The organism is Pseudomonas antarctica, assembly GCF_001647715.1.
GTDB lineage: Bacteria > Pseudomonadota > Gammaproteobacteria > Pseudomonadales > Pseudomonadaceae > Aquipseudomonas > Aquipseudomonas antarctica_A.
In genome coordinates this window covers 190,170-208,878 of sequence record NZ_CP015600.1, presented here as the reverse complement: position 1 = coordinate 208,878, position 18,709 = coordinate 190,170, and the positions used below count along the sequence as shown (strand labels likewise).

The following is an 18,709-nucleotide window of genomic DNA, read 5'->3' as shown; positions in this document are numbered from 1 at the left end:
AGGGTGCCGACGTCTAGTGACCCGGCCTAGCTTTCCTATAGGAACTATCCCTTAGGAACGTAGGCAGAAGGCCAATTCAGAACAATTGTTCAGAATTGCAGGGCCTGCCGGAAATATGAATGTGGGGGCGGACTTGCCCGCGACGATAAGGTGTCAACCGGCATCAACGCCGGTCGTTTGACCCCTGTCGCGAGCCCTTCCGCCCCCACATTATTTATTTCTTACTGATGTAAGAAATCTTACTGCGCGCCGCTGACCGCACCCATTTTGGCCATGACAAAACCAATGAATTGCTCAACGGTCATCTTCTGGCCGTTGAACATCACTTCATTGTTGGCGTAGTGCAGTTTGGAGACCACGTCGGTGCCCACCAGGGTCGCCAGTTGCGTGCCGACCGCCATGCCGCTGACCATCTCGGCAGCCATCTGCGATTGCTGCTCGATGGCTTTAGGGTCGGTCACACCGCCCACTTCGGCCTGCAGGGCGGCAACATCACCAACCATTGGCTTGGACAGGGTCAGGTTGGCGTCCAGCATGGCGATAACTTGTTTGCCCAGCTCAACCGGCGGCAGTTCCATGGACGCAGGCTTGGTCAGGTCCAGCACCAGGTTGAATTTGCTTTCGCCATGGGTGGTTTTCAGCGACAGGTTTTCCACCGCCAGTTGCGGCTTGGCGGCCAGCACCTGGTTGACATTCGCCTCTGCCAGGGTCTGCTCGGCTTCGGTCAGTTGCAGCTCAGGCACGGGCTGGCCGGCAGCGGCAGCGGCTTGCACCGGTTGCATCTTGTCCTGGTAAAGCTTGGTCAGCACCAACATCGCCGGGATGTCGACGTTCTTCATGCTCAAGGCCATGGCCGCCGAGCCGACAGGTTTACCCTGGTAACCAATTTCGTCGATTTTGTAGTCGACACGGCCGGCCAGGTTGTTGTCCTTGGTCTGGCTGGTGTCTTTTTGCTCGAAGCCCTTGAGGGTCAGCACCGCTTTCTGCGGGCCGAAGGTGACCTTGGTGTCGGTCAGCTCAACGGTGTTTTGCCCGGTGTAAAAACCGAAAGTGGATTTTTCCAGCTTACTGGCCACGGTCAGGCCAGCCAGTTCGGCTTCAAACGGCGCACCGTTGGCATCGATTGCGGCGACCTTGAGGCTGTTCATGTAGCCGTCGGCCTTGACCTTCTGGCCCTCGGCGGTGCTGTCGAAGTCCAGGTTGGCGCCGGAGAAACTCACCGAGGACTTGTCGTCCTTGAACTCCAGAGGCAGCAACTCGACGTTGCCGTTGACCGAACGGTTGTAGCCGATATTGGCCACGCCTTTGAGCGGCGACACGTCTTTGCTGGCGGCGAACCACTTTTCGGCGGTGGCGTTTTTTTCCAGCGCGTAGTGACTGGTGGCCATGACCGGCAACCATTTCAGCGACACCAGGCGGGAAAACGGCAGCGGGCCGTGTTCGATATGGTCGACAAACAGCAGCTCAGGGTTCGGGTTTTCTTCGCCGAAGACGCTGCCTTGGCCCTTGAGACGGTAATGGGCGGTGCTGCTGAACAGGCCACGATCCAGGGAGACCAGCTCCAGGTTCACGGTGCCATCGACGCCGGCCATGGAGGTCTGCAGTTCCTTGTTGGCGTTCTGGATCGCGGTTTGCAGCACCGGCTCCAGCTGCTTACCGGTGTACCAGGCGCCGCCTGCACTGACGACGCCGACGGCGACAACAAAACCCAAAAGAACAACTGCTGGCTTATTCATGAAGTGACCTGATCAAATCCTGTGAGAAGTGGGCTGTCTTCCTTGAACCCCGAGGGGGTTGGCTCAAGCCCGCCGAAACGGGGGGAAGATTAGCACTGGCGACCGCGAACGGCCCAGCTTTTCAGAGGGGTCAGGTCAGTAGTTGGTTCACGAGTACTCCAATTCGACTTCATCGAGTTGGTGATCGAAACTCTTCAACCGGGCGGTCCAGGTGTACACCAACACCTCAAACTCGCGGTGTATGACGGCATTGCCGGGGGTGTCGGCCTTGGGGTCGCAGAAGTCCAACTGGTAACGTTCGCGGGCCATGGCGTTGGCCACATCGGACAATTCCCGTGCGTTATTCAGCCAATGCCTGCCATCAGCGACCTGCTGGTCGAGCAGCACGCATTGTTTTTTCAGTGCTTCGAGGCTTTTTTCCAGGGGGGTGCCGGTCAGTTCGCCCATGACCTCCTGGAAAGTACGGCCGGGCTGCCAATAGCTGCCCCAGAAATAACGGTCGAACACGGTTTCAACGCGGCGTAGCGCAACCTTGGTGTCCCAGATCGCCACACGGGTCTTGCCTTGCTCAAGCAGCTTCTTCTTCACCCGTTGATTTTGATAAGACGCCCACGCCACCACACCAATGGACAACGTGCCGATCACCAGGCAGGCACTGTCGAGAAAGACCATGGCCTTGTCGATTTGGTGGGCGAGCATGACGCCGTAGAAATAGGCGGCCGATAACAGCACCAGTGCGAAGAACACGCACCAAAAAGCGGGAGCATAAGGGTTTTTCATTATTGGAATCCCCATGAGCAAACGCGAGCAGTGACAGGTAAGTCGGCCCTCATGCGAAGCGCATGGCGACTCACCTGTCAAAGCATAGCTTTTAGCTCAGGGTTTGCCGGATTGTGACGCTTGCGTTCGTCCGCTTTCCCAACCACCGCCCAACGCCAGGAATAGATCGATCTGGCTCATGGCAACCTGGGTGTTCGCCGCCGCCAGCTGCGCGCGTACATCCGTGTAGGTGCGGGTGGCTTGCAGGTCGGCCAGGAAGGACGCGCGGCCGGCCTGGAAGAAGCGGTGCGTCTGCTCCGATGCCTCTTTGGCGGACTCACCGGCATCGGCCAGCGCATCGCGGCGTTGCAACTGCGCGGTGTATTGCGCAAGGCCGGTCTGGGTTTCGCGGATGGCGTTGAGCACCACCCCGTCGAAGTGCGCCAGGGCGCCCTGGGTCGCGGCTTCAGCTTCGTGAATACGCGCACGGGCACCGTTGGTCGGCACTGACCAACTGATCAGCGGGCCAAAGCCCCAACGGTTAGTGGCCGGCGTGCCCAGGTCATCGAGAAGACCGACGGTGCCTACCGTGGCCCCAATGCTGATGTCCGGGTACAACGCGCCGGTGGCCACGCCGATACGCGCAGTGGCGGCGGCGAGTTGGCGTTCGGCCTGGCGCACGTCCGGGCGGCGTTTGAGCAACGCGGCACCGTCGCCCACCGGCAGCAGTTGGGCGATGTGCGGCAGCTCGGCGCAGGTGTTGGTGCCTGCCGGTAGTTGGTTCACCGGCTTGGCGAGCAGCATCGACAAGCGGAACAAGCCCGCCTGGCGCGACGCTTCATAGCGCGGCATATCGGCGCGCAAGGATTTGTATTGGGTCTGCGAGCGGGTCACCTGGGTTTCATCACCACGCCCGGCGTCGCGCAGGCGTTGGGTCAGCTTGGTGCTCTGACCTTGCAGGTCGAGGGATTGGTTGGCAATCGCCAGCTCTTCGTTGGCTGCGCACACTTGGGTGTAGGACCGCACCACGTCTGCCACCAGGGTGATTCGCGCGACATCGGCAGCCGCCTGCGCCGCGTCGGCGCTGGCCTGGGCGCTTTCAATGCCGCGTTGCAAGGTGCCGAACAGATCGAACTGATACGAGGTGCTGATACCAACGCTGCCGATATTCCCTACCGGGACTTTTTCCGTCAGCAAAAAGGCTTCACCGGATTCCTGCAGGCGCTGGGCTTCGGCCTTGACCCCGGCGCTCCAACCACCGGCGGATTCAGCCTGTTGCGTCTGGTAGCGTGCGCGTTGCAGGTTGGCAGCGGCCACGCGCAGGTCGGTGTTGGAGGCCATGGCCTGGCGCACCAGCTCATCCAGGCGCGGGTCTTTGTACAGTTTCCACCAGTCAGCCGGCACCGGGGCCGACACGACGTTGCTGCCTTCGCCCGCAATCTGCCCTTGCAGGTCGCCCCGGTTGATCGCCGAGGTTTGCGGCAATTTGTAGTCCGGGCCTACCACCTGGCACGCCGACAGCAGCACACCCAAGCTGGCCGTGGCCAGCAACGCCGCCGGTTTCATGGTTGTTCTCCCTGCTGCGCGCGGTCTTTGGCAGCGCTCCGGTCATCGATGATCGACACCGTGGCCGTGCGCCCGGCGATCATGCGAAAGTCCGCCGGTACATCATCAAAGGCGATCCGCACCGGAATCCGCTGGGCCAGGCGCACCCAACTGAACGCCGGGTTGACGTTGGGCAGCAGGTTGGAGCCGCTGGTGCGGTCACGGTCTTCAATACCGGCAACGATGCTCTGCACATGGCCCTGCAGGCGGGTATTGTCGCCGATCACGCGGATATCCACCGGCATACCCACGTGAATGCCGTCGAGCTTGGTCTCTTCGAAATAGCCGTCGATGTGGAAGGAATTGCTGTCCACCACCGAGAGCACCGGGCGCCCGGCCGTGACGAACTCCTGCGCACGCGGCGCACGGTCGTTGACGTAGCCGTCGACGGGGCTGCGGATCACCGAGCGGTCGAGGTTGAGCTGGGCGGCGTCCACGGTCACTTGCGCCTCGGCCAGGGCCGATTGGGCGCGGGCCACGCGGGACTGGCTTTCCTCCAGTTGCTCACTCGGCACCAAATTGCCGAGGCCACGGTTACGTTTGTTCTCACGCTGGGCCTGGGCCAGCGTTTCCTGGCGGTCAGCCACGGCGGCCTGGGCTTGGCGCAGGGCCAGCTTGAAGCGGTCCTGGTCAACGGCGAACAGCACTTGGCCCTTGGCTACCAACTGGTTATCGCGCACGTCCACCTGCTGGATCAACCCGGAGACGTCCGGGGCGATCTGCACAATGTCGGCACGGATATGCCCGTCACGGGTCCATGGCGCAAACATGTAGTACATGACCATGCGCCACACAACGACGACCGCGAACGTCACGATCAACAGCGTGAGGACGACACGGCCGATGGTCAAAAAAGGTTTTTTCATGTCATCAGGTATCGACTGAGTGAGTCCACCGCGCCCAGCAACAGCGCGTAGAGCCCCACATTGAACAATGCCCGGTGCCAGACCAGGCGATAGAAGTGAATGCGCGTCAACAGCCCGTGCACCACCAGAAACAACACATACGTAATGCCCATCAGCACCAACAGCGTGGGCAGGAACACCCCGCTGATATCCAGATCACCGATCATAAAGGCGCTCCATCAGGTAACGGCGCTTCCCGCTCGGTGCCGTCAATAAATTCCACGCCAGGCAGCAACGACAAGCGCAGGCCAGCCAATGCGTGCAACAGATGCAGGCGGGTGTCTTCTTCATTTTGCAGGCCCTGGCCATTGAGGGCGCGGCGTGTGCGGTCGAGGGTCATCAGCAGACCACCGGGCGCGGGCAAGCGTTCACCGGCCTTGAGGCAGGCCTTGAAGTAACCGCCGACGCCTTCGACCACCTGGTTGAGCAACACCCGTGGCACGCCGTAGATGCGTGGCGAATAGGCCAACAGGTCGAGCAGGTTCAGCGCCACACGCAAATCGCGCAGGGCACTGCCGGTGTCCTGGCCGATGAGGGCCAGGCGCGGCAGGTGCTGCATCAGGCGGTCAAGCATTTGCACGGCCATGTGCCGGTGCTCGGCCAGGGTTGCGGGCTCGGTCAGGCTGACAATGTCGCGCCAGCTGAAACGGGTCAGGCGCTTGGCCGCCAGTTCGGCGCCGAACGGCCGTGCGATCAGCGTCCACACAAAGGCAAACAACAGGCCCACCGGCCCCGCCAGGTTGACGTTGGCGAAGTTCAGGAAGTCCGCGTCGTAGGCGCCCTGAATGCTGATGAACGATGAGGTGTTGACCAACGTCAGCAGCATGCCCAAGTAAAACCGCGGCTGCACCGTGAGCGTGCCGATGCAGATAAACGGCACCGCAAACGCCAGCACCAGCATCGGGAAATCGTGCAGGTTGGGCAGCACCAGAAACAGATACAGGCTGGCGAACAGCACCGACATCGCGGTCCAGAAAAAGAACCGATAGATCTGCGGCGCCGGGTCGTCCATTGAGGCGAAAAAGCTGCACGCCACGGCGGCCAGAATCACTGCGCTGCCGCCGTCGGTCCAGCCCAGCAGAATCCACAGCACCGAGGCGACGATGATCGCAGTGACGGTGGAAAACGCTGAATAGAACATCAGGCCATGATCGAGAAATGGCTTGAGCCGACCCAGGCGCCAATGGCGGTAGACGGCGCGCCAGGTGTCCTGGCTTTCGCACTGGATGGCGGCTTGCAGGCTGCGGCAGTCTTGCCACAGATCGACCCATTCGCCGAGGCGATACAGCGCGTTGGAAAACAGCAGCGTGTGGCGGTCGTCCAGTGCTTCGCCCTGGGGTTGGGCGGCGTCGATCTTGTCACGCAGTACGCGCCAACGCTCCAGGGGCGCCTCGTCGGTGGTGCTGTCCAGCCAGGCGCTGGCCGCTTGCAGCAAGGGTGTGAACTGATCAAGAAACTCCGGGGCGCGGTGTTCGATGGCGTAGATCGCATCGTCCAGGGCATCGATCACCGGCAGCAGGTGAATCATGCGCCCGCGCAGTTCCTTGGTATTACGCACCGTCTGCGGCCGCGCGCCCTCGTGGGGCAACTGGCCGATCATCAATTCCAGGGTGTTGAAGGTGGCGACCATGCCGCCGCGCAAGGTGCTGATTTCTTCAGGCGCCACGTTGCGCGTCAGAAAGCGCTGGCTATAGACCTGAGCATCGGCAAACCACTTGGCCACCGAGCCATCAAACACCGGCATCAGGCGCCGCGGCCAGAACATTGCGCCGACTACGGCGGCTACAGCGATGCCGAGGAAAATCTCTTCGGTACGCGCCTCGGCCACATCCCACACCGCCAGCGGGTTATCCACCACCGGCAAGGCAATCAGCGGCAAGGTGTAGCCGGCCAACATCAACGCGTAGTTGTTCGCGGTACGCAGGTGCATGGACAGGAACAGCAAAATGCCCGTCCACAACGCAATCACCACCACCAGCACATACGGCGACTGCACAAACATCGGCACAAAAATCACCGCCGCTGCGGCGCCCATAAAGGTGCCGATAGCGCGATACAACGCCTTGGAGCTGGTAGGGCCGACAAACGGGCTGGAGACGATATACACGGTGGCCATCGCCCAATACGGACGCGGCATTTGCATGAGCATGGCGATGTACAGGGCGATCATCGACGCCGCAAACGTACGCACACCATAGAACCAGTCGCGGGCCGGCGGGAAACCGGCAAAAAATCCGTTCAAGGCGTTGCAACCTCAGCCGCTTCAAACGCGCGCAGTACGCGCAGCGCGGCCTCAAGATCGCCGTGGGCGATATCTGCCAACACGTCCTTACGCAACCGAACCAGTTGCACTTCCACCGCCTGCACCAGCTCACGGCCACGCTCGGTAAGGCTCAAGGCCTTGGCGCGGCGGTCGTGCACGTCTTCGGTACGGCACACGTAACCGCCACTGCACAGTTGGTCGAGCAGGCGCACCAGCGACGGGCTTTCCATCCCGGACGCCTGGGCGACTTTTACCTGGTGCACACCGTCGCCCAAGCGGCCGATCATCAAGAGCGGCACGGCGCAGGCTTCGGAAATACCGTAGCTCACCAGCGTGGTCTGGCAGATTTTGCGCCAGTTACGGGCGCCCACCACCATGCTGCTGCTGAGGTTCATCTGGAGTTGTTCGAGGGTTTGAGGCACTGGATTGTTCGCATACAGTTAGTTTGCTAACTATCAATATGGTGGATGCATCCAAAGCCGTCAAGTTTTGAAACAAATTTATGGATGGGTGGCGAGAAGGTGAAGGTAAGTAAAGCGGGTTTGAGCGCGAGCGTCGGGTTTTCAGCGACACGACTTCGATGTCTGCAACACCGACGACTACCAGTGGGAGCGGGCTTGCCCGCGATGACGGTAGTTCAGTCAATGCAGATGGCGACTGTCACTGCGCTATCGCGGGCAAGCCCGCTCCTACAGTTGGATCAGCGTTGGCATCCGGCCTGCCGTTCGGCCTGAGCATTGAGGCGGCGCTGGATTTCCTCCACCGGGAGGGAAAGGTTTTTTATAGCCCGCGCCCTTTACGCAACAACACATTCAACTCATCCACCACCTCGGCCCAATCCGCATCGTCCAGAATTTCCTCGCGTAAAAACGCGCTCTGGCTGGGCGTCCAGAAAAACGCATCCGCCAGATGCAGATCAGGCTTGAGCGGCGAATGCACGGCCACAAACTTCTCAATACTGACCGGGTCATCCGGCAGCCCAAGCTGTTTGAACAGTGACGGCAAGCTGTGCACCGGCAATTCCATGGCTAACTCCTGGGAAGACGTTTCCCAGGAGTCTAGTCCACGCGCCAGCCAGACTGACGACGAGTGAGGCTCGCCGTCAGTGCTGCCTGGCTATTTGGCGACAGCGTGCGGCGCAGGCGTGGTGATGTTGCCGGCGGCCCATGCCGATTCGCGGCTCGCCAACGCCGTGGCGATAGCTTGCACGCGGTCGGAATCCAACTGCTCGGGCAGCGGGTCGAGACCCGCGCTGGCAAAAATCTGGCCGTAGGCGTTGCGCAGGTCGGCGTAGGCCAGGTCGCGCCGCAGGTCGGCCTGCAGCGTATTGAGTTCGCCCTGGATCAGGTCAAGTTCGCCGAGGCCAGCCGCTTCATGACGGTTGCGCAGCTGGGTGAGGATCTGCCCGTCGATGTTGGCCAACTGGTCGTTGGTCTTGAACTGACGCACGGCGTCCTGGTAGTTGGCGTTGGCCACGTAGATTTGTGCCAGCACAGCGATGGACATCGCCTGGCGGCGTGCGGTGGCGACTTCCTCACCGGCCTTGGCAACGTCGATGGCAGCGGGTGCGGAAATCACGTTGAACAGGTTCCAGGTGATCTTGGCGCCGTAGTCGGCCCAGCGGTTGTCGGTCAGGAACGAGTTACTGTCGTAGTGCCCGCCGGCCGAGAACTCCAGGCCTGGCAACAGGCGCAGCATGGCTTTGCGGGTCTCGGCGGCACTGATGCGGGTCTGGTAGTCCTGCTCGCGCAATTCCGGGCGGTTAGCCAGGGCTTCCTGTTCCAGGCTGGCCAGGTCGACCTTAAGCTCGGGCACGCTGTAGTTGTCCGGCGTGGCCAGCTTGAGGTCGGTGCCCATAGGCAGGTTGATCAAGGTTGCGAGCTCGGTCTTGGCCAGGGACAACGCGCGGCGCTGTTCCTGCAATTGGCGTGTGGCTTCGATCAGCGCGCGCTGGTAACCGAGGGCCTGCACCGGGTCGCCGATACGCTGCTCGCTCATGCTCTGGCTGTTGGTCTGAGCCTGGTCGACACGCGCCATCAGGCTGTCGATCTGGGTCAGTAAACGTTCGGCCGCCACCGCTCGCCAATAGGCCGAGCGCACGTCCTGGACGATGGTGTTGATCACCTTGCGCCGACGTTCCTGGATGATCAGTCGCTGGTCGCCTTGCTGCTTGGCGCTGATGTAGCTGACGCCGAAGTCGAGCACGTTCCACACCATGGTCAGGTCGGCCACGCGGCGGTCGCGATCCTGGGAGGTCGACGGTTCCAGGGATTGGGTGCCGGTGCGTACGCTTTGGCTGCTGGAGGCGTTGGTGTTGTTGCGCCCGGCGTAACCCGCCGAGAGTGCCATGCGCGGCAGCATGTCAAAACTCGAGAGGTCCGACTGGCGTTTGGCCAGGGCCTCTTCCATCACTTTCAAACGGCCTTCGAGGTTGTATTTGACGGCACGGGCCATGGCCTGGTGCAGCGTCAGCGGGCCGTTCAACGGCTCCTGGTCCTTGTACATGCCTTGCAGATCGCTGCGGGCTCGCTGCTCACTGACACTGCGTTCAATCGGCTCACTGGTGACCGCACAACCGCTGATCGCCAGCGCCAGCAAGCTGGCGCCGAACAACTTATGACCTGTTTTCATCCTTGGACTGCCCCTGTTACTGCGCCTTGAATTAAGTGTGTTCAAGCCTGCATTTCGCTGATGCCGACTTGTTGCAGTGCCTGTGCCAGGTCCATCACCTGGCGTTTTTCAGTGTCTTTGAGCTGCTGCAATTGTTGGCCGAGCGTCGGCGCCCCAAATACCCCGCGCAGCGCTTGGGTCGGGTCGCCCTGGCCTTTGATCGATTTGCTGTCGAAGGCCTTTAGTGAGCTACCGTCGCCGCCGGTTTCACGGTTAAACAGGCTGGAGAGAGTGCTTGTACCGAACACCCCGCCATCGCCGCCGCCAAAACCGAGGAAGCCCTTGCCGGAACCGTCTCCGACGTTATCGGTGCTGGTAAACACCTGAGCGATAAAGCTCGGGCTGGTGGCGCCGTTGTTGATAAAAATGTCCCCCAACGGGCGAACACCGTCGCCCAGTACGCGCTGCTCAAACAGCGGCGCAAACGTCAGCGGTGAACCCAGGTTGCCGATAGGCGGGGCGAAGACACCCGGTTGCAGCGGCAGGTGCGGCATGTCAGTCACCGGCCTTGCGATACCGCCGGTGAGGGTCAGAGGGTCGGCCGTGACCGTGACACTATTGATCGCGTAGGCGTTGGACTGGCTGATGCCTTCGCCGACGTTACCGGCCAGGTCGCGAACCGTGCTGTTGTCTACCGTGATGATGTTGCCGCTGACATTGACGTTGTTGTTCGGCGTCAGGGTCGCGGTCCAGTAATAGCCGCCCTCGCCACTTTGCAGGTTGGACAGCGTGCCGTTCGGCACTTTCAGGCTGGACAGGTCGAAGCCGCGCACGGGTTCGCTGAACCAGATAAACACCTGGGTGCCCTGCCCGGCCTTGAGCTGGGTATCCGATACCTCGATGTACACCTGCGGGCCTTGGGTATCGACGGCAAAATAACTCGAGTAGGCATACGTGTTGGCTGACGAGTTACCTGCCGCATCCGTTACCCCTTTGCCATCCAGTACTACCGTGTCATACCAGTTCTGCAGATGATCTTTAGGCGTCAGCGTGGCGGTCCAGGTGATGCCGCCATCGACACTTTTCAAGTTGCTCAACACGCCACTGGCGACACTCAGGTTGTCCAGTTTAAGGCCCGACACCGCCTCGTTGAAGGTGATCGTGACGTTGGCCGTTTCGCCGCTGGCAAGCTCGGCCTTGTCGACCACAATCGTGGCAGTGGCCGGGCGGGTATCGATCGCGTAGCTGTTCGACGTACTGGTCCCCAGGCCCGCGTTGCCGCTGAGGTCATGCACCTGGGTATTGTCCAGGCTCACCACGTTGCTGGTGTCTTCGATGTAGCGCTGCGGCGTGAGCGTAGCGGTCCAGGTGATGCCGCCGTCCACGCTTTTCAGGCCGCTGAGCCAGGCGTTCTGCGCCTGTGGGCTGTTGTAGAACTCAACGGCTTCACTGAAGGTAATGGTCACTGTGGCCTTCTCGCTGCCGCCCAGGCTGGTCTTGTCGACCACAATGGTGGAGGTCGGGCGTTGGGTATCGACCGTGTAGTTGCGCGAAGTGGTGATACCTGCACCGGTGCTGCCGCCGTAGTAGGTCACGCCGGCGTTGTTGAGCCGCACCACGTTCTGGGCACTGGTGGTATTGGCAAATGGCGTCAGTGTTGCCTGCCAGCTGATACCACCATCACTGGTGCGCAGGTTGGACAGCACGCCGTTGTCGGCGCTGAGGTCGCTCAGGTCAAAGTTGCTGACCGCCTTGTTGAAGTAGATAGACACCGTGCTCGTTGCGCCGACCGCCAAACGCTCGGAGCTCAAGTAAACATTGGAACTCAGCGGTGTGTGGTCGACCGTGTAGGCGATCATTGAGCCGGCATCGAACGCGTAGTTGGTATTGCCGGCCCTGTCTTTGACGTAAGCCAGGGACAAACCAATGAGGTAGCTGCCCGAGGAACCCGCGCCCGGCGTCGGCGTCAGTGTCGCCTGCCAGGTCCTGCCACCGTCGAGGCTGTAGAACGGACTCAATGTGGCCGCTTGCAGGTTGACGATTGCGCGGTTGTCGAACCCGGTGACCCACTCGGAGAAGGTGACGGTGACGGTGGCGGTCTCGCCCGGTTCCAGCAACTTATCGGACAGCGTCCAGGTCGCCGTGGGTATAACCGTATCGATTGCAAAAACCGGCGACAGCGCATTCACAACGCCTCTATTACCGAAGGCGTTTTGAACGCTGCTGGTGTCCAGCGTGATCAAATTGGCGGGGGCCGTCACGTTTGCATTCGGCGTGAACACCGCCGTGTAAAGCGTGTCGCTGTAGCGGGTGAGTTGGCTGAAAGTGCCGTCCGGGGCATGCAGACTGCTAAGGTTGAAGCCCTGCACCGCCTCGGAGAAACGCACCGTTACGATCTGTATTTCGTCCTTATTGATAACCGTGTCGGAGATCTCGAGGGTCGCGGTAGGGTGTGAGGTCTGGACGTTGAACGCATTGGAGTTGATCCAACCCCAACCGCTGTTGCCTGCAAGATCGCTCACACCGACGTTGTTCAGCGAAATGGTACTGCTGCTGGCCTGAATGCCATCGGCGGGCGTGAATATCCCAGTCCAGGTGCGCCCGCCATCGCTGGACGTCATTCTGCTGATTCTGCCGGTGGCAACGATCAGGTCGCTGTTGTCGAAATTCGTCACAGGCTCCGAGAACGTTACCGTAAGGAGGCTGGTGCTGCCGGCCGTCAGGAGCGGGTTGGCAATCACGACGGTGGCAGTCGGCGGCTGGGTGTCGATGCTGAAAATGTTGGAGTCTGTGGTACCCGTGCCCGCGTTGCCCGCCAGGTCGTAGACACCCGTGTTGTTCAACGTGATCAGGTTGCGGGTGGCCGTGATACCGGCATCCGGTTTGAACATTGCGGTCCAGGTGATACCGACATCGACGTTGCGCACCGCGGTCAAGGTGCCGTTGGCGATGGTCAGGTCGGCATTGGTAAAGCCTGTGACCGCCTCGGAGAACTTCACCGTTACCTGAGTCCACTGGCCGACTGTAATCGTCGGTCCGGCGACCACAATAGTGGCGGTTGGGCGCTGGGTATCAATCGCGTAGTTGTTGGAGTCGGTGTTGCCGGCACCGCTATTGCCCGCGGCGTTTTGTACGCCGCGGTTATCCAGGGTGATCAAGTTGGTGCTGTCGGTGATATTGCTGGTCGGAGTGAAGCTGGCCGTCCAGGTGATACCGCCGTCGCGGCTGCTGACCGCGCTCAATGTGCCGTTGGCAATGGTCAGGTCGGCGTTGTTGAAGCCGGTGACCGCTTCGCTGAAGGTGATGGTCACCAGGGATGTCTCGCCGACCTTGAGGGCGTTATCGGCAACCACGATGCTGGCGGTCGGCAACACCGTATCGATGGTGTAGTTGCCGGAATTGGTCGTGCCGGTGCCGGCGTTACCCGCAATATCGCTGACGCCGCTGTTGTTCAGGGTGATCAGGTTGGTGGTGTCCCGGACGCCGACCGTCGGCGTGAAGGTCGCGATCCAGGTGATGCCGCCATCGCTGCTGCTGACTGCACTTAAAGTACCGTTGGCGACGCTCAGGTCGCTGTTGTCGAAGCCCGAAATCGCTTCGGAGAAGGTCACGGTGACCAAGGTGGTTTCGCCAGCGCTCAAGGACGGGTCGGCAATCACGATGGTCGCGGTGGGCCGCTGGCTGTCGATTGCATAGTTGTTGGAGTCGGTGGTGCCCGTGCCGGTGTTGCCGGCCAGGTCTTGCACGCCGGTATTGTCCAGGCGCACGACGTTGCTGGTGTCGGTGATGCCGGCGTTCGGCGTGAGGGTCGCGGTCCAGGTCACGCCGCCATCGCTGCTGCTGACTGCGCTCAAGGTGCCATTGGCGACCGTCAGGTCGGCGTTGGTGAAACCGGTGACCGCCTCAGAGAAAGTAATGGTCACCAGCGAGGTCTGGCCAACGCCGAGGGCCGCATCCGCGACCACGAGGGTGGCGGTCGGGCGCGCCGTATCGATGGCGTAATTGTTGGAGTTGGTGGTGCCGGCGCCCGCATTGCCCGAGGCGTTTTGTACGCCGCTGTTATCCAGCGTGATCAGGTTGGTGGTGTCAGTGACATTGCTGGTCGGCGTGAAAGTCGCCGTCCAGGTAATGCCACCGTCGCTGCTGCTGACCGCACTCAAGGTGCCGTTGGCGATGGTCAGGTCGGCGTTGTTGAAGCCGGTGACCGCTTCGCTGAAGGTGATGGTCACCAAGGATGTCTCGCCGGCGTTGAGCGCGTTATCGGCAACCACGATGCTGGCGGTCGGCAAGAGGGTATCGATGGTGTAGTTGCCGGAGTTGGTCGTGCCGGTGCCGGTGTTACCGGCAATGTCGCTGACGCCGCTGTTGTTCAAAATGATCAGGTTGGTGGTGTCCCGGACGCCAACCGTCGGCGTGAAGGTCGCGGTCCAGGTGATGCCGCCATCGCTGCTGCTGACTGCACTCAACGTGCCATTGGCAACGCTCAGGTCGCTGTTGTCGAAACCCGTCACCGCTTCGGAGAAGGTCACCGTGACCAGGGTAGTTTCGCCGGCCTTCAGGGTCGGGTCGGCAATCACGACGGTCGCGGTGGGCCGCTGGCTGTCGATTGCATAGTTGTTGGAGTCGGTGGTGCCGCTGCCGGCGTTGCCCGCCTGGTCGGTGACGCCGGTGTTGTCCAGGGTGATCAGGTTGGTGCTGTCGGTAACGTTGCTGGTCGGCGTAAAGGTCGCGGTCCAGGTGAGGCCGCCATTGCTGCTGCTCACCGCGCTCAGGGTGCCGTTGGCGATGGTCAGGTCGGCGTTGGTGAAACCAGTGACCGCCTCGGAGAAGGTGATGGTCACCTGTGAGGTCTCGCCAATCGCCAATGCGCTGTCGGAGACCACGATGGTGGCCGTGGGTCGCTGGGTATCGATCGCGTAATTATTAGAGTTGGTGGTGCCGACGCCAGTGTTACCCGAGCCGTTTTGTACGCCGCTGTTGTCCAGCGTGATCAGGTTGGTGGTGTCGGTGATGGCATTGGTCGGTGTCAGCGTCGCGGTCCAGGTGATACCGCCGTCAGCGCTGCTCACTGCCGTCAAGGTGCCATTGGCGACGGTCAGGTCGGCGTTGCTGAAACCGGTGACAGCCTCGGAGAAGGTGATGGTCACCAGCGAGGTCTCGCCTATGGTCAGCGAATTGTCCGCGACCACGATGGTAGCAGTCGGCGCCCTGGTATCGATCATGTAGTTGCCGGAGTTAGATGTGCCAAAACCATCGTTACCCGCCAGGTCACTCACGCCGGTGTTCTGCAGCGTGATGATATTGGTGGCGCTACGGATATTCGCCGTCGGCGTGAAGGTCGCGGTCCAGGTGATGCCGCCGTCGGCGCTGCTGACCGCGCTCAAGTTGCCGTTGGCAACGGCCAGGTCGGCGTTAGTGAACCCAGTGACCGCTTCGGAAAAGGTAATGGTCACCAACGAGGTTTCGCCCGCGCTCAGCGTCGGGTCGGCCAAAATAATGGTCGCGGTCGGGCGCTGGGTATCGATGGCGTAATTGTTGGAATCGGTCGTGCCGCTGCCGGCGTTGCCAGCCTGGTCAGCAATGCCGGTGTTGTCCAGGGTGATCAGGTTGGTGCTGTCGGTGATGTTGCTGTTTGGCGTAAAGGTCGCGGTCCAGGTGACGCCGCCGTCGGCAGTGCTCACAGCGGTCAAGGTGCCGTTAGCGATGGTCAGGTCGGCGTTGGTGAGGCCGGTGACTGCTTCGCTGAAGGTGATGGTCACCAGCGAGGTTCCGCCGATTTTCAGCGCGTTTTCGGCCAGCACAATCGTTGCCGTTGGCCGTTGCGTGTCGACCGCATAGTTGTTGGAGTTGGTGCTGCCGGTGCCGGTGTTGCCGGCCCCGTCGCTGACGCCGGTGTTATCCAGGGTGATCAGGTTGGTGGTATCGGTAATGTTGCTGGTCGGCGTGAAAGTCGCGGTCCAGGTGACGCCGCCGTCGGCAGTGCTCACAGCGGTCAAGGTGCCGTTAGCGATGGTCAGGTCGGCGTTGGTAAGGCCGGTGACTGCTTCGCTGAAGGTAATGGTCACCAGCGAGGTTTCGCCAAGCTTCAATGCGTTGTCGGCGACCACAATGGTTGCGGTCGGCCGCTGCGTGTCGATGACGTAGTTGTTGGAGTCGGTGGTGCCAGTGCCGGTGTTGCCCGCCGCATCGCTGACGCCGTTGTTGGCCAGGGTAATCACGTTGGTGGTGTCGGTGATGCCGGCGGTGGCCGCGAGTGTGCCGGTCCAGGTCACGCCGCCATCGCTGCTGCTGAGCCCGCTGACGGTGCCGTTGGCAACGGTCAAATCAGCCGAGGTAAAGCCGGTGACGGCCTCGCTGAAGGTGATGGTCACCAGGGAGGTACCGCCGATGTTTAGCGCGGTAGTGGCCACCACGATACTGGCGGTCGGCCGCAGCGTGTCGATGCCATAGGTATTGGAGGTGGTAGTGCCGGTGCCTGCGTTGGTTGCAACGTCGGTATAGAGAGCGTTGTCCAGCGTCACCACGTTGCCACTGCTGGTGTTGCTGGCGTTCGGCGTCAGGGTGGCGGTCCAGTGAATATTGTCGCTGGTGGCCAGGTTGCTCAGGGTACCGTTGGACGCCGTCATGTCAGACAGGCTGAAACCGGCCACGGCTTCGCTGAAGGTAATAGTCACCGTGCCGTTGGCCGTGGTGCTCAGCGTAGGAGCGCTGACCGAGAGGGTCGCGGTCGGCCGCACGGTATCGATGGCATAGTTGTTGGACGTGGTGGTGCCAACCCCCGCGGTGCTCGTCGAAACGCTGCTGACACCGGTATTGTCCAGGACGATGTGGTTGGTAGCACTGGTGGTATCCGCGCTCGGGGTAAAGGTCGCGTTCCAGGTGACGCCGCCGTCGAGGGAGTTGACCGCGCTCAGAGTGCCGTTGGCAATCGTCAGGTCGGCGTTGGTGAACCCCGTCACGGCCTGGTTGAAGGTAATCGTCACCGGTGACGTGCTGCCTATATGTTGGGCAACGGTGCCGATCACGATGGTCGCGGTCGGCGCCGGGCTGTAAGCGGTGTTCGCCGTTGCGCCGATATCGTTGAACAGCCCGTTGACGGCTGTCGGCTTGTTGCCTGCCGAGGCGGCGGTGGCCAAGCCACCGTTGCCACTGGCACCGGTGTTGGACGTACCACCCAAGGTCGCGAAGTTGGCCGCCGTGATCAATACCGAGCCTTTGTTCCAAATGGCACCGACACCCAGGCCACCGTCACCACCATTGAGCGTAGTGCCGCTGCCAGCCGCCGAACCGCCACCACCACCGCCGCCCGCACCGATGTTACCGGTAATCGAGCTGGTGCCGACGATGGTCAGGGTGGCGCCGCTGGCGTTGTAGATACCGCCGGCCGCTGCGCCGCCCTTGCCACCGGCAGCATTCCAGCCGGAACCACCGCCGCCGCCGCCGATCGACAAGGCGCCAGAGGCCGCTGTGCCGCCAGCGGAACCGTTGGTATAGCCATAGATGCCGGTCGAACCGGCACCGCCGCTGCTCGAACCGCCGATGCCGCCCATGGTGCGGTAGCCACCGCCCGTGCCACCCTGGTTAGCGGTGCCCGCTGTGCCGGCATAGATACCGCTCCCGTTGCCGGTAATGCCGCCATGCCCACCGGTGCCGCCGCCCACTGCGCCGCCCCCGCCGCCAGCACCGCCGACATCCCCACCGGCCACGCCACCACCGCCACCGCCACCCGAGGCTGCGTTGGCAGTCACACTGACGTTATTCAACGTCAGGTGGCCGAAGTTACTGATCCCGGCCCCGAGCAAATTGGCCGCGGTAGTCGCGCTACCGCCACTGCCGCCGTTGCCAGCCATCAGGCCCTTGGTAATGACCAGTCCGTCCAGGGTCGCGGTAACTCCGGAATTGACCGTGAGCACTTGAGTCTTGTACTGCCCGCTGATGGTCACATCCGGCGTGCCATTGTGGTCGAGGTCGCCTTCGACGGTGAGGTTTTTGGTGATCACCAACTGCGAGTTGAGATTGACCGTCATGCCTGGCGTGTTGAAGGTGACGGTATCGCCCGCCACCGCACTGCTAAGGGCCGCACGCAGCGAACCGACGCCGCTGTCAGCTCCGCTGGTCACCGTGATCGTCGCCAGGCCGTACTGATACGCCGACATCGCCTGATACGACAACGCTGTGTGGCTCTCTATAGAGCCCGTGGCAATCTCCAGCGTCCAGTCGCCGCCCGCGCCGGTGCGGTTGCTGGACGCGGCAATATCACGCCCGGTCAGGCTGGCCAGGGAGTCGACAAAGCTGATGCCCTTGTCGCCCTCTGCCGTGTTGCAGGCATAGATCAGGATATCGCCACCGACATTCATGTCCTGACCGATCTGCGCCAGCACCGCGCTGCGGGCCGCGACGTTATCGGCCGACAGGTAAGTGCTGCCCAACCACAAGTCACCCGAATTACCGTGAGCGATTATCTGCACCGAACTCACGCCCTGGTGGCTGCCCAGGTAGTCGGCAATCTGTTGCAGACCCTCTTTACTGGCATCCAGTTGCACCACCTGGGTGCCGGGAGCGACGCCTTTGAGCAGGTCGGCGGAGTCCTTCACGCGCGCATCGACGAACACCACCGCCTGCCCCGGCACGGCAACCGGTGCCGGTGTGGCCGGCGCGTCGGTTTGCGCGTGGGTGTCTTTGCTGGCAGTCGCGTGATCAACCGTCGACGCCTTGGCCGCCGCATCCGCAGTGGCATGGCTGTCCGCCTGGGCGGCATCGACCACTGTGGCCGCGACCGCGCCGTCAAACAACATGCGGGGCTCAAGGAACATAATCATCGGCGATGCCGG

At 61.8% G+C, this 18,709-nt stretch carries 10 protein-coding genes; all 10 read right to left on the bottom strand.

Annotated elements, in window-relative coordinates; translation table 11 throughout:
* Positions 1-239: 239 nt before the first annotated feature.
* Positions 240-1,736 (bottom strand): YdgA family protein, encoded by a 1,497-nt coding sequence (locus tag A7J50_RS00820; RefSeq protein WP_064450117.1) that lies wholly within the window; start codon positions 1,734-1,736, stop codon positions 240-242.
* Between the two features lie 147 nt (positions 1,737-1,883).
* Positions 1,884-2,516, bottom strand: a complete 633-nt coding sequence (locus tag A7J50_RS00815) for a hypothetical protein (protein ID WP_064450116.1) — start codon at positions 2,514-2,516, stop codon at positions 1,884-1,886.
* 96 nt (positions 2,517-2,612) lie between these two features.
* Positions 2,613-4,061 (bottom strand): efflux transporter outer membrane subunit, encoded by a 1,449-nt coding sequence (locus A7J50_RS00810; RefSeq protein WP_064450115.1) that lies wholly within the window; start codon positions 4,059-4,061, stop codon positions 2,613-2,615.
* The gene (locus tag A7J50_RS00805; protein WP_064450114.1) at positions 4,058-4,966 is read right to left on the bottom strand and encodes an efflux RND transporter periplasmic adaptor subunit; all 909 of its coding nucleotides are present in this window, start codon (positions 4,964-4,966) and stop codon (positions 4,058-4,060) included. The genes A7J50_RS00810 and A7J50_RS00805 overlap by 4 nt, the downstream gene beginning before the upstream one ends.
* Positions 4,963-5,172, bottom strand: coding sequence for a DUF1656 domain-containing protein (locus A7J50_RS00800; RefSeq protein ID WP_016969155.1), 210 nt, complete (start codon positions 5,170-5,172; stop codon positions 4,963-4,965). Before A7J50_RS00800 ends, A7J50_RS00805 begins: the two co-directional genes overlap by 4 nt.
* Complete coding sequence (locus A7J50_RS00795; RefSeq protein WP_064450113.1) at positions 5,169-7,247, bottom strand: FUSC family protein; 2,079 nt, start codon at positions 7,245-7,247, stop codon at positions 5,169-5,171. The genes A7J50_RS00800 and A7J50_RS00795 overlap by 4 nt, the downstream gene beginning before the upstream one ends.
* On the bottom strand, positions 7,244-7,663 hold the full coding sequence (locus A7J50_RS00790; protein WP_064450112.1) for a MarR family winged helix-turn-helix transcriptional regulator: 420 nt from the start codon (positions 7,661-7,663) through the stop codon (positions 7,244-7,246). The genes A7J50_RS00795 and A7J50_RS00790 overlap by 4 nt, the downstream gene beginning before the upstream one ends.
* Positions 7,664-8,048: 385 nt before the next feature.
* Positions 8,049-8,294: a DUF2789 domain-containing protein gene (locus tag A7J50_RS00785; RefSeq protein WP_064450111.1), complete on the bottom strand. Its 246-nt coding sequence runs from the start codon at positions 8,292-8,294 to the stop codon at positions 8,049-8,051.
* Positions 8,295-8,384: 90 nt separating this feature from the next.
* Complete coding sequence (locus A7J50_RS00780; RefSeq protein WP_064450110.1) at positions 8,385-9,899, bottom strand: TolC family protein; 1,515 nt, start codon at positions 9,897-9,899, stop codon at positions 8,385-8,387.
* A 41-nt stretch (positions 9,900-9,940) separates the two neighbouring features.
* Positions 9,941-18,673, bottom strand: a complete 8,733-nt coding sequence (locus tag A7J50_RS00775; protein WP_420492087.1) for an Ig-like domain-containing protein — start codon at positions 18,671-18,673, stop codon at positions 9,941-9,943.
* Positions 18,674-18,709: the final 36 nt, after the last annotated feature.